11 protein-coding genes are annotated in these 12967 nt (G+C 46.7%); 6 read left to right on the top strand and 5 right to left on the bottom strand.

Annotated elements, in window-relative coordinates; genetic code table 11:
• Positions 1–181: 181 nt before the first annotated feature.
• From QUA34_RS03105 to QUA34_RS03120, 4 genes are all read left to right on the top strand, one after another.
• Positions 182–688 carry a bifunctional nuclease family protein gene (locus QUA34_RS03105; RefSeq protein ID WP_015176672.1) on the top strand — a complete coding sequence of 169 codons (507 nt, stop codon included), beginning with the start codon at positions 182–184 and terminating at the stop codon, positions 686–688.
• 5 nt (positions 689–693) lie between these two features.
• Positions 694–1824, top strand: a complete 1131-nt coding sequence (locus tag QUA34_RS03110; protein ID WP_333384063.1) for an aldo/keto reductase — start codon at positions 694–696, stop codon at positions 1822–1824.
• 629 nt (positions 1825–2453) lie between these two features.
• Positions 2454–5699: a PAS domain-containing protein gene (locus tag QUA34_RS03115; protein ID WP_333384066.1), complete on the top strand. Its 3246-nt coding sequence runs from the start codon at positions 2454–2456 to the stop codon at positions 5697–5699.
• 135 nt (positions 5700–5834) lie between these two features.
• The gene (locus QUA34_RS03120; RefSeq protein ID WP_333322185.1) at positions 5835–6362 is read left to right on the top strand and encodes a hypothetical protein; all 528 of its coding nucleotides are present in this window, start codon (positions 5835–5837) and stop codon (positions 6360–6362) included.
• Between the two features lie 38 nt (positions 6363–6400).
• Here QUA34_RS03120 and QUA34_RS03125 read toward each other — a convergent pair whose 3' ends face one another.
• Positions 6401–7510 (bottom strand): extracellular solute-binding protein, encoded by a 1110-nt coding sequence (locus tag QUA34_RS03125; protein ID WP_333322184.1) that lies wholly within the window; start codon positions 7508–7510, stop codon positions 6401–6403.
• Positions 7511–7603: 93 nt separating this feature from the next.
• Between QUA34_RS03125 and QUA34_RS03130 the strand changes: the two genes are divergently transcribed.
• Positions 7604–7825, top strand: coding sequence for a hypothetical protein (locus QUA34_RS03130; RefSeq protein ID WP_333322182.1), 222 nt, complete (start codon positions 7604–7606; stop codon positions 7823–7825).
• 468 nt (positions 7826–8293) lie between these two features.
• The gene (locus QUA34_RS03135; protein WP_333213295.1) at positions 8294–8692 is read left to right on the top strand and encodes a hypothetical protein; all 399 of its coding nucleotides are present in this window, start codon (positions 8294–8296) and stop codon (positions 8690–8692) included.
• Between the two features lie 428 nt (positions 8693–9120).
• Here QUA34_RS03135 and cobT read toward each other — a convergent pair whose 3' ends face one another.
• The 4 genes from cobT to QUA34_RS03155 form a co-directional block, all read right to left on the bottom strand.
• A complete protein-coding gene (gene cobT / locus QUA34_RS03140; protein ID WP_333322179.1) occupies positions 9121–10227 on the bottom strand; it encodes a nicotinate mononucleotide-dependent phosphoribosyltransferase CobT in 1107 nt (368 codons plus the stop codon).
• An 80-nt stretch (positions 10228–10307) separates the two neighbouring features.
• The gene (locus tag QUA34_RS03145) at positions 10308–11063 is read right to left on the bottom strand and encodes a DUF2232 domain-containing protein (protein ID WP_333322177.1); all 756 of its coding nucleotides are present in this window, start codon (positions 11061–11063) and stop codon (positions 10308–10310) included.
• 249 nt (positions 11064–11312) lie between these two features.
• Positions 11313–11810: a universal stress protein gene (locus tag QUA34_RS03150; RefSeq protein ID WP_333322175.1), complete on the bottom strand. Its 498-nt coding sequence runs from the start codon at positions 11808–11810 to the stop codon at positions 11313–11315.
• Positions 11811–11900: 90 nt separating this feature from the next.
• Positions 11901–12614: a Crp/Fnr family transcriptional regulator gene (locus tag QUA34_RS03155; RefSeq protein ID WP_333099436.1), complete on the bottom strand. Its 714-nt coding sequence runs from the start codon at positions 12612–12614 to the stop codon at positions 11901–11903.
• Positions 12615–12967 lie beyond the last annotated feature (353 nt).

Genomic DNA, 12967 nt, shown 5'->3' on the forward strand with positions numbered 1-12967 from the left:
ACAAACCATAGACAGGAGGTTTTGCCGTCCCCTCTCCCCCCGAGTCAATCTAAAATCTAAAATCGATAGTCCCAGATCTGTTGCAGATTCCGGCGAAGATCAAGTCATACTGGATTTAGGTGATCTTTATGTCCAAGTTCTCTACTGCCTTACAGTTTCTTAATTCTATGAGGCCGATCGAATGATTGAAATGAAAGTCGCTGGAATTGCCTTAGATGCAGCCACGCGCAGTCCTATTGTCCTATTGAGAGACGCTACGGAGCGACGGGCTTTGCCTATTTATATCGGTCAGGAGCAAGCAAAGGCTATTATTAGCGCGATCGAAGGCCACAAGCCTCCTCGGCCCTTAACTCACGATCTGATGGTCAATTTTTTAGAGGCATGGAGTCTTACCTTGGAGCGCATAGTTATTCACTCGCTGCAAGATAACACGTTCTATGCCGTCCTGATCGTCCGTCAGGGAGAAGTTAAAAAAGAGATCGATGCCCGACCTAGCGACGCGATCGCCCTGGCCCTGCGTACGAACTGCCCCATCTGGGTGATGGAAGAAGTCGTCGCCGATGCTTCGATACCGGTTGATCGAGATGCTGATGAGGCCGAACGCCGGGCCTTCCGGGAATTTATCTCAAACCTCCGTCCAGAGGATTTGATTAAGAGAAGCGGCTTGGGCCCGGGCGAAACTTCCTAAACTTTATGCGCTATCGACGGTTTGGCAAAACGGAGTTGCACCTGTCTGTATTTTCCTTGGGAACCATGCGCTATTTGGCTTCTGAGGAAACTGCCTGTCAGACTGTACAACAGGCGGTGTCTCAGGGAATCAATCACCTGGAAACGGCGGCGGGTTACGGTTGCAGCGAGGAATATCTTGGCGCGGCCCTTTCGGCTGGTTTGTCTGTCGATCGATCGCGCCTTCACGTCACTACAAAAATTTCCCCAACCGAGGATGCAGCAGCAATGGAACGCTGGATCGACGCATCCCTCAAACGCCTGAATTTAGACTATATCGATTGTCTGGCAATTCACGGTTTGAATACTTGGGAACATTTGGCTTGGGTGCGATCGCCCACAGGCTGCATGGAATCTGTACGCAAAGCCCTGGCTGATGGTCGCATTCGGCACGTTGGCTTTTCGACTCACGGGCCTCTGGATCTGATTTTGGCTGCAATCAATACAGATTTGTTTGAATTTGTCAATCTGCATTATTACTATTTTTTTCAGCGCAACGCCCCGGCAATTGAACTCGCCAAAAACAAAGATATGGGCGTTTTCATCATTTCCCCAGCCGATAAAGGAGGGCAACTCTACACGCCCCCGGAAACACTCGCACAATTGTGCTCGCCTTTCTCGCCCTTAGAGTTAAACTATCGGTTTTTACTTAGCGATACTAGGATTGGGACTTTGAGTGTGGGGGCTGCAAATGCGACAGAATTAGAGCAACCTCTGAAATATGGCGATCGCGACTTTCCCCTCACCAACGCCGAAATCGCTGCGTTCGATCGGCTAGAATCGGCTATTGCAGACACTTTGAAAACTGACAAATGCAGCCAGTGCTATGCCTGTTTGCCTTGCCCGGAAAACATCAACATTCCCGAAGTATTGCGACTCCGCAATCTCGCCGTCGGGTGCGACATGACTGACTTTGGCAAATACCGCTACGCCATGTTTGAAAATGCCGGACACTGGTTCCCCGGCAGCAAAGGCAACCGCTGCACCGATTGCGGCGAATGTTTGCCCAGGTGTCCCGAAGAGTTAGACATCCCAATTTTGCTCAAAGATACTCACCAGCGACTGGGCGGCAAAGCAGGCAGGCGGTTGTGGGATTGAAAAAAAGGTGAAGGCGGGAAAAGGTCGATCGAGCCTATCTAAGTGTTGCAATAATTACGCTAAACTTTTTTTAAGTGAATTTACTCTATAGTCGATCAAAAAACTACTTAACTTGCGGACTGTCTGCAGGCATTGGTGTCCACTTAACGTCTTATGTTGTACCAATCTACTGTTTGAGTTCATAGTCTTGCTGATTCCCCCTAACCCCCCAGGGACAAGAGCGTCAAAGTCCCCCTTCTTAAGGGGGATTTACGGGGAGCGAGACTCGGCTATAAACGAGAGATACAAATGGTTTTAGTCTGAAGTTGACACCAATGTCCCCTGTCTGCTCGCAACAAACTTTAAATAGGAGCCGACAGTATATGGAAAAACAACTAAATAAGACAATCTGATTGAACACCGATAAATTGATTTATTTAAAAATATCCCAGTCATTTTCTTGCTTTATTGCCCCCGGCGAGAGCTAACAATTTTATGATGAGTGACTAAGCGAACTCGATATAAAATATAAAATCGTTCGACTGAGCGCTCACGCCGAAGTCTAAAATCTCAAATCTCAAATTTCTAATTAATTCCCTTCCCGATTAATTGATGGCCTGTCATCTACAACCGATCTCGCATCTACTACTATGGCTCATACTCAGTTAAACGACAGCCAGCAAAATTGTCTGCAGCAAACTAAAGTTGCGACTTCCGAAAGAAAATTGAAAGCTGCTTTCAATCCGTCCACTTACAACTTGTCCGTCACCAGAAAACAGCTAATTGGACTGGTGGCTTTACAAACAATTTTGCCAGTTGGGCTAACGGGAGCAGCACTTTTACTAACATCGGCCGTTGCAAACAATCAACTGCAAAATCAAGCAAAATCAGAACTGAGCCTTAGTGAAATTAACTATAATCTCCAACTCGAACGCGCCGCCGACCGTTTGCAAAACTCCTCTGACAGCAAAACGATCGCCCAAACAGCCTTAGCTTACAACAGCGGCAAAAAAGTATCAGATTTGCAAAAATCTGTCAAGCAAATTCTAGAAAATCAAGTCAAAACAGGGGAAATAGACAGCGCGGCATTAGTGGGAAAAAACAGGCAGATAGTGGTTAGCGTCAACTCCAACCAGAAGGGAAAAATTTTTAAACTGCAAAAAATAGTCGATCGAGCATTTGGTGCAAAAAACCCAATTACGGCTACCGAAATCATTGCCAAATCAGAAGTTCAGGAACAATTGGGATCTTTGCCGCCCGGAAAGGGCGATCGACCTGTTCTCGTCCACTACGCAGCAATTCCCATAAAAGATCCAAAAACTCAGACAGTGATTGCGGCCTTAGTATTAGGAAAAATTATCAGCACAACGTCGGTAGTTGCTAGCAGCAAAACCCTCAATTTACAGGGCGGGGGATATCAGGCTATCTACGCACCGCTGGCTGACGGCAAATTTGTTTTGGCAAGTTCGCAAGCAGTTACAAAAAAACAACAGTTACCAGACTTAAATTCCATAGACAAATCTCTCCTACAATCTGCACTCGCCGGTGGCGGCAAACCAGTCGCCGGAAACCTACAAACAGGCAGTCAAACTTATGCAGTAGCTGCCAAATCCCTTGGCAATTTAGCGGGAAAACCCGCAGCAATTTTAGTTCGGGGCATCCCCAAAACCTCGATCGCAACTTGGTGGGGCAACAACTGGCTGCTGGCAATGTCTGCGGCTGCCCTTGTCCCCTTCGCCTTGGGAGTTGCCGTCACTCGCCGGATTGCCAAACCCGCTAACTCAGATTTATCAACAGCAGACGGGAATTGGGCATTTAACTCCACCGCCGAACCGCACCAGCGATCGCGGACATTTGATATAATTTATGACAATTTAAATTTCGGTGAATTCCCCGATTTATTTCCCAAAAAATCGAGTTTAGATGGTCAATTAGCCGTAGATTTTCGATATAATAAAAAATTGGCGGGCGCTCGCCCGTTAGCGAAGCCCTCGAAGAGGATCGCAAATCCCCACATCCCGCTCGCTTTCCAACCCCTAGAATTGCCCGAAAACTCCGTCTCAAATCAGTCGCAGCAGGTAAATACAGAACTAGAAAAAAGCGCGATCGCCTTAAATCTAGTCCAGGAAGCTTGGCAAGACTTAAATCGCCTCAACTGGGAATTGCAGCCAGAAATAGTCGATCGCCAAAACACTCAAAAAGCCCTGCGAAAGAGCGAAGCACTGCTGCAAGCGATTTTAGACAACTCAACAGCAGTAATTTACATCAAAGACCTTGAGGGAAAATACCTGCTCACCAACCGCCATTTTGACAATTTGTTTGACATCGCAAAGGAGCAAATAACAGGGAAAACCGATGGCGATATTTTTCCCCAAGACAAAGCAGCAGCCTTGCGAGAAAACGACCTGAAAGTTCTCGAATCCTGCTCGCCCCTAACCATCGAAGAAATCATCCCTCAAGACGATGGCCCGCACACTTATATTTCTCTGAAATTTCCCCTCTGCAACTCCGAAGGTAAAGTTTATGCAGTCGGTACAATTTCTACAGATGTGAGCGATCGCAAACTTGCCGAACTCACCCTAGAAAAAGCCAAAGCAGAACTAGAAATAGAAGTCGAACAGCGCACCCTATTCCTCAAACAAGCCAACGAACTCTTGCGGTTTGAACTAGCCGCCAGAGTCCGCGGCGCCATCACAGTCAGACAAATGACGGCTCAGGTAGCCCGACACGCCCGAACAGTTGACGGCATTCTAGGCGCTTCTCTTGACCTAATTTTTCTAGTAGATCGATCGGGAAAATACACCTATGTCAGCCGCACCGCCGCTCAAGCCGCCGGCATGAACCCCAGAGAAATGATTGGCAAAACCTGGCAGGAATTAGGCTGGTCGCCCACAATTATGCAGCGGGTTCACCAAGAATGCCAGGGCATATTTGCCACAGCCGAACCCGTGAAAGGCGAAGTAATTGTCCCCACGGCAAACTGGGGAACCCGCGACTACGAGTACATTCTCAGCCCGGTTTGTGCGACAGACGGCAGCGTCGAAGCCGTGGTGGCGACACTGCGGGATATCACCGAACGCAAAGACGCTGAGGAAGCATGGCAGTTGGCCAAAGAAGCCGCAGAACTCGCCAATCGCGCCAAGAGTGCTTTTCTGGCAAACATGAGCCACGAGTTACGCACTCCCCTCAATGCGATTATCGGCTACAGCGATATGCTAGCGGAAGATGCCGAAGAGTTAGGCAATTTAGAGGTAGTCTCGGATTTAGACAAAATTCGCACTGCTGGCAAACACTTGCTGCGCCTAATTGACGACATTCTAGACATTTCCAAAATTGAAGCTGACAAGATGGAGATTTACCTCGAAAGCTTTGATGTTGGAGGCTTAATCGAGGAGGTAGTAACAACTATCAAACCGCTAATGGATAAAAACGGCAATACTTTGCAAGTATTGAGTTCTGACAATATCGGCGCGATGCACGGCGATTTGATGAAAGTGCGGCAGGTAATGCTGAATTTGCTCAGCAATGCTGCTAAATTTTCTGCTAATGGGGCGATCGTGCTTACTGTCGAAAGAATTACCAGTGAAGAATTAAAAAATAAATATCAACCGAGAGTTGCTCAAATGTTAATTTTGGATTCAGACTTTTTAATTTTCCGAGTGACGGACACGGGCATCGGCATGACACCAGAGCAGCAAGAGCGCCTGTTCCAACCTTTCACTCAAGCGGACAATTCAACTACTCGCAAGTACGGCGGTACGGGTTTGGGGCTGACTATCAGTCAGCGTTTTTGTCAGATGATGGGCGGCGATATTGAAGTTACTAGCGAGTTAGATTGCGGCTCTACTTTTGCTGCTTGTCTGCCTGCTTCATTGTTTAGGCGATCGGAATTTTAACAACAATTGTGCCGGTTCGCAGTAAGAACTTCAGTCCTCAAAATTTCCTGCACACTAAATTCCTCACTACAAACCTATTTTACAGGAATCGATATTAACAGATAACTTTTGTACAAAACCGGCTCTTGCCAATTTATGAATTACCACAAATTTAGCCACAAAAATCAAGTTTTCCGCCGCAAACACGGCATTTTGACAAAAAGTTTATTTTTGTTCCCGATCGCCTGTTCTGCGTGCCTCGGAGCCTTGCTGTGGGAGCAATCTGCTGCCTTTTCCCAGGAGCCGGTCTGCCCGACTGGCAACGCTGCTAATTTCCCGTCGCCCCCGCTTTCGCAAACCGAAAAAAGCGTGCCGAGTCTGTGGTTAGCTCAAAAACTCTTTGGGGGCAAATTGCTCGATCGCTGGTTTGTCGATCCCGGCAATACTTGGGTAATTATCATAGTCAATCGCCAACTTTGGAGTTTGCTCGATTATATGGAACGCTATCAGTTTGTTAACCGCTTTGGCACTGTCGCCAACGATTATGGTTACAATGTGCGAGTTTGCAACCGTCAAGGGACAGCTTTGGCAGTTTATTCGTGCAAGGGCGATCGGCTTAACTGTCGGATTGATTTAGAATCTCTCTCAAATCCAGGTCTTCGAGGAAGGGTGAAAGGATTTTAGATTACTGTCCTTACAAGAGCTATGTACCTCACTGTAATTTAACTTCTCACTACTTGCCTAGTTTCTTGCCAGAGCGATCGATACAGCGAGATCCCCGCATCCCCAAAAGGCAGCAGAAAGTCGCTAGCAGCAAGAATCTTAGCATCAGGCAATAACACAGAATTAGTGCGAACAGCTTCCGGTAAATCTTCGGGTTTCATGCCGACAATTATCGGCGAACTAGCCTTAGCCAGTAAAGATAATTGAGGAGCAACCCGAGGCTGCAAGCAAAAATCAATCCATTTTTCCACTAAAGAAACTGGATTCCCTGATGCTGGTTGTACCCACAAATCCGTCCAAAGTGCAGTTCCCGAACCCGGAACTACTAAAGCAATATCCTTTTGAGTTTGCAGCAGCGGCAGCAAGTCCCCAGAGGAACCTACGGCCAACCAAGTATCGCCTAAAATTAAGGGTTGCAGGTAAGCGTCAGAACTATAAAGTTTAACTTGTTGGTGCAGATTTGCAAGTTCTTTTTTAAGATTTGGGACTTGATCTAATTGCTGCGTATTGTAAGATTTTCCTAGTTTTTTTAATGTTAAACCGATAACTTCTCTGGCACTGTCCGGCAGAGAAATTCGATCGCGCAATTCGACTCGCCACAAGTCTTTCCAATCTGTCGGAGTCCACCCCAAAGCCTTAAATTTGTCGGTTCGATAGGCAATTACCGTACTTCCCCAGCGGTAAGGTGCAGCCCACACTTTACCTTGAGGATCTAATTTACCCTCATCGTTGCGCCTGACGAGTTTTTGCCATCTTTCGGGCAATTGTGGCCAATTAGCAAACTTAGCAGGATCGATCGGCTTAATCAATTTTTGCCTAATTGCCAGAGTCAGCCAGTAATCTCCCAACATCACCAAGTTAGCTTGATTTTTTGATTCGGGAACCCGTTTCCACTCCTGCAACAGGGCGAATAATTCTTTTAATTGTGCTTCTTGCGTTACCTGCAAAAGCGGAGACGGTTGTACATCGCGGCTAAATTTGCTTACCAGTTGGGCCGGAATACCGTTTTTGAGCGATCGAATTTTGAGAATGGGCTTCGAGTCGCACCCTGCCGCCAATTGACTTAAAGTTAGGGTGGCGGCCCCCAATAGCAAAGACCTTCGTTTCACCTGTGAATCCGCTTTTCTAAATATTGACCCATCGTTTTGTGTTCTACAGCCCGGGAAATAATTGTTTGTCGAGTCCGGTAGTTGGCGCCGATTTTGTCTTATTTCTTCCTCAAACACAGAGCCATTGTACTCGGTTCTGCTGCGAAGAGAGTCTGTTTGGCTCTTGCCCTGATTTTACCTTCTAACTTGTCGATCGAGCTTTCCGATGCCGAAAACTCCCTCAACTTAACGCCTAATTTCTCTGCTGCAAGTTCCTTTGAGCCAGTTTTGCTCGCCAGCCGGGTCGATCGACCGCATCTGTGTTACATTTTTTAATATAACGAAACAACGAGAGCGCTGCCATCTGCAGTTGGATGAGCCTTTTCACACAACCGAAGTAAAAAAATATTTTTAAATCGGCGACAGCTTAATAACTAAAAAAACTAAAAATTCATTCATCTCAATCCTGAAAGCACTGGCGAGAGCGCAGTCAATCTAATAGGACGCTCTGCGATCCGACTCTCAGAAACCCGACGTTTTAGCTCTGATTGAAGGTTTGAACGAAGTATGGGGGTTAACCCACCCGCTTCCTGTGTCCAAGACTATCTAAAATCTAAAATCTAAAATCTACAATCGACTCACGAATGGCGAGCGATTATCTTCAAGCTGCCTCCCTAAATCTACCGTCAGGATTGGGAACACAACAATTACGTCAAAAATTAAATAATTTAGTGATAAATCCAAGTTATTTAAAGATTTACCTAAAATGTAAAGATATTAAGTTACGAGCCAAAGGATGATTGTATGGAAGCGCTCCGCCAGCAAGTTACAGTATTGAGCCAACAAGTCGAGGCCCTCTACAAACTCATAGAAAACCTCAATGAAAAGCTCTTGGAGTCTGCCAAGGAGACGAAGCTGACCCAGCAACAGAGAAACGATCGCTCTGGAACGGTAGGAAATAACCAAACCTCGCCCTATCAAAGCTACAGCAGTCTCGACGGCCTCCTCGAACACAAGGACATACTGTTAGATGACAGCTACTTCGACAAGAATTCTCAAAGCTTGGAAAAAGAGCTGAGCGCAGAGATTCAAATCCAGCGTTTAACAGCTCAGCTAACAGCAGCTTACAATCGAATTGCCGCCTTGGAAGAACAGTTGCTCTCCAAAAGAATGCACTCGCAACATCTAGGCGGGCCTAATTAAATATTGCTAGCGGGGATGGGGTACTAATCAAAAACAAATACAAATTGCGTTGATTTATGCTCGTCTACTTATAGAGTTATTGCAGAGAGTTTTTCCGGTCGGGAATTAACAGGAAGAATACTGCATGAAAGCGAGATATTGTGTAGAAATAGGAAGGCTATTTCTTTGGTGAACAAGATTTTTTTGACAAACCGCAGAGGGCGCAGAGGACGCAGAGAGATAGAAGACAGAGAAGAAAGAGAAGAAAGAGAAGAAAGAGAGAAGTTCACAAATCCGGCATCGATTCTTATAACTCAATACGCTTGGGTTAGTGCTAAAAACAGATGCTGTGTAGGTTGGGCCCGTGGAACGAACCCTCCGTTTCACTCCGCCCAACATTTTCGCTACAATTTTCCTTAACTGAACCGTATTGTCTTATAACTATCTACTTAATGTTTAATCTCACAGCGCGAGGCTAAAGCTTCAACAGCGTGGAGGAGTTGAGTTGGAGTCCAATTTGCAGTCAAGCCACTGGCGATCGCACACGCTCCCGCACCGACACCTTCCTTAACATAGCCGCGATCGTAAGCTTGCAATTGCCCGTAGCGAGATCCAGCAAAACTTAGCTGCGCCGCCAACAGAGGCACACCGCCGATCTCATTAGCGAGTCCTACAGTGTCTCCTGTAGGGTCTTCGGCCACCCAGCGCGTAGTCCCCACCGCAACTTGTTTGGGACGCCATACTAGAGCATATTCACGGGCTAAGGCTTGCATCAAAGCGTACACTGCCAGCATTTGCGTACCCCCGGCCAGAAGCACCCCGCAAGTCCGACTCGCGGCGATCGCCATTGCAGCCACCGCTATTTGCATCGGATCGCCCACCGCCGCTACCAATTCCAGGGGAGTGCTGTTTTGTCCGCCAATTTCCCACTCAGCATTATTGAGTCCCGCTGTCACCGCAGCCAATTTTTGAGCGTGATTGCAGCGAGGATGAGAACTATTAACTTTGCCCGCCGCTGCAATACCCAAACCCATTAACACGCCCAAAGCAGTAGTAGTTCCCCCAACTACGCACTCTCCTAAAATTAAATAGCTGCCATTAGTTTGAGCGGCTAATTTAGCTCCCCAAATTAATCCTTGTTCGAGTAAATGTTTGACTGTTTCGAGTTCTAAAGCATTCCCAGAAATCAGACACTTTGCCGGAGTACCACCCAAATCAATTGCAGGTACCCGAGGTGGGAGGGGCAAACCAGCATTAAATAGATAAAGGGGAAGTTCCAAAGCTTCGACTACAGCGCGAGATATGAGTACCGGTGATGCACCCGCTTCTAGGGGTGGCAAAGGATATTGGGGCGACGGTTTAGGGCCGTTATACAAAAATTCTGCATCAGCTAAACAAGTAAATTGTCGATCGTGCGGGGTTGCTCCTGCTGCTGAAATCCCCGGAATTAAGCCAGTAGCGGTAAATCCTAACACGCAGGCAAATATCGGTTTTCGTCCCCGATAGCGATCGAGCCACCGCTGCCCCTGTTCAATTTCTGTATAAATACCAATCATAAATTAGTCATTAGTTATTAGTTATTAGTCAACCGTCAACCGTCAACCGTCAACCGTCAACCGTCAACAACTCCGAATAACTACTCTTCATAATCGATCAAAACTTGCACCCAGCTTGGCGGCCGCGGAATTGGATTTCCCAAACGATCTAATAGCAGCAAAGCTACTAAATGCACTACAAATAAATAGACAATATTGTTAACCAAAATCATCCCGGCGGCGATCGCCCCAATTGTGTTCAAACTCGGTACATTAAGCCAGCCCAGCTTCACAAACACCCATTCCACCATCTCTGTTACCTGGGCGGTTACGTAAACCCATAAATCTTGACCCACCAACGCTGACAGCAGCCAAAACCGAAAAAAGAAGCCTACAGTACCAATTACTGCACCCACACTAACAGAGAGTGACCAACTCGCTTTGCGCCTCCAAAGTCCTCCCAGCGCAACTCCCATAATTCCAAAAGGCATCACGTATAAAATGCTCCGCGTCGGGCCCATCAGTACCGACAGCAGCAAACCCGATACCAAAGCTGCCATCCAAGCTGCTCGGTTGCCCCAGCGCAAGTAAACCAGGGCGATGGGTATCGGGAAAAAAACCCGCAGCAAAGGCCCCAGCGGAAAGTAATAATTTACCAGCCAAATTAAGCTAGCGGTACTTGCCAAAAAAGCCGTTTCTACCAGCCTTAAAGGCGCTTCCCCAGAGGCGCGCTTCCCCGGATCTGGATTTGTGCGATCGCCAGCCATTGCTGAAATATCGGCGGTTTGCCGCTCGTTATTTGTACTGGGAGAACTACTCGCATTAGACGCAGCATCTGCTGACAAAAAATCACTCATCCGATTTTAGATTTTAGATTTTAGATTTTAGATTTTACGGGACTTGCGCCCCATACGGCTGATTCCCGATTTTAGATTTTAGATTTTAGATTTTAGATTTTACGGGACTTGCGCCCCATACGGCTGATTCCCGGTTTCACTGTTTGGATGCCTCGCCGCCAAATTTAATATTGCTCGCAGAAACCGGGTTTAGGTAGGAACGCAAGTCTTACTTTAGATGGGTTTTCTCAGCCTAAATTTTCAGCAGCATTATTTTTCAATTTTGGCTTCCTGGATTACCAAAACCGAACAAGATGCGTGGTGAACGACATAATTGCTGACGCTGCCGAGGAAAGCTTCTGTGAACCCCGTGCGGCCACGCCTCCCCAACACTATTAAATCTGCGCCCCAATTTTCGGCAGATTCACAGATACAATGCCCCGGATCGCCCTCCATTTTGCAGTCAAATTCCACTTGCAATCCTTTGTTTGCTGCGGCGTCGCAGTAATTTTTCAACAAACCAGAAGCCTGTTTTACCTCCCTTTCCAGGCGCAAACGTTGAGCTTGATAAGCTTGATCCATTAACTCGACATTCATGCCCAAATCTACCGGAATTGGCACTGCCGTCTCGCCCAGCGAGTTAACAGTAACGCAGTTAAAGAGCATCACCTGGGCGCGATCGTTCAGAGCTAATTCTAAAGCTTGAGTGAAGACGCGGTGGCCGAGTTCAGAATCATCTAAGGCGGCGAAAATTTTCTTAAAACTCACAGCTTTACCTCCTGCGGGAAATCATTAATATCAGTTAGTTAACAGAGAGTGCTTTTGAATTAGATTCAATAAAAGCAAACTCTGATACTTCTAGACTAACAGACGCTCTAAGGCGTGCAGGTCGGGAATGCACAAAACGTCACGTTCGCGCTGAATAGTTCCTTTTTTTTCCAGCTTGCTCAGCACTCGCGTTACTGTTTCGCGAGCCAGCCCGCTGAGGCTGCTCAGTTCTCTGTGTGGCAGGTTCGGTATTTCAGTACCTCCTGTTTCCAGGATTTTTTTGCCTTGCCCCTCTGCCAAAAATAATAGAATATCTGCTACTCGCGACGTACTGTCAGACTCTCGCAAACGCAGGCGGCGGTTGACTTGTCGCAGGCGACGCGCCATCAGTTGAGCTAGGCGAATGCCTGCTAGCGGCTCGGTATGAATGAGCTGCACAAAATCCTGAGATGGCATATTGCCGATCAGTGTCGGGGCTAGGGTGATCACATCTGTCGATCGCGGTGCTTCTTCGATCGCGGCCATTTCCCCGAATAATTCTCCTTTCCCTAAAATATTCAGTGTTACTTCTTTTCCGTCTAGGTTGTAGGTGCGAATTTTCACCCAACCATCCAATATAAAATACACTGATGTTCCCCAGTCATTTTCGAGTAAAATCACTTGATTTGACGGATGACTTCGGGTAACAATGTGGACAGTTGCTCTCTCGATTACAGAATCGGGTAATCCTGCAAAAAAAGGAGTAGAAACTATCAATTGATTTATATTAGAATTCGGATCTCGGGTGTTAAAGCGGTCTTCCATGAGGCCATCATTTTAATTTATGCGCTTGAGCTGCGCTGGGCAGTTAGAAATAGCTTGCAGCCGAGTCATTCGATTTGAGATTCAAGATTTGAGAAACAATGATCTAAAATCAAGGATCTAAAATCGGCAATTTTACCTCTAAAGTTTTGCGGTCAAAGGCTCAATATGGGAATTAATAGCCTCAAGCTCTAATTGGGAGCTAGAAACTAAAGAATATACCATAATTTTTTAGATATATACCACTGAGCAAATTTTATTAACAAAATTTTAGCAATGTGGCAAACGACTGAGCCGATCGAATTACCTTTGAAAGCACTTCGCGAAGACAAGCTTAACACTGCTGAGAGATTTGT

This window comes from Microcoleus sp. POL10_C6, assembly GCF_036701585.1.
Lineage (GTDB): Bacteria > Cyanobacteriota > Cyanobacteriia > Cyanobacteriales > Microcoleaceae > Microcoleus.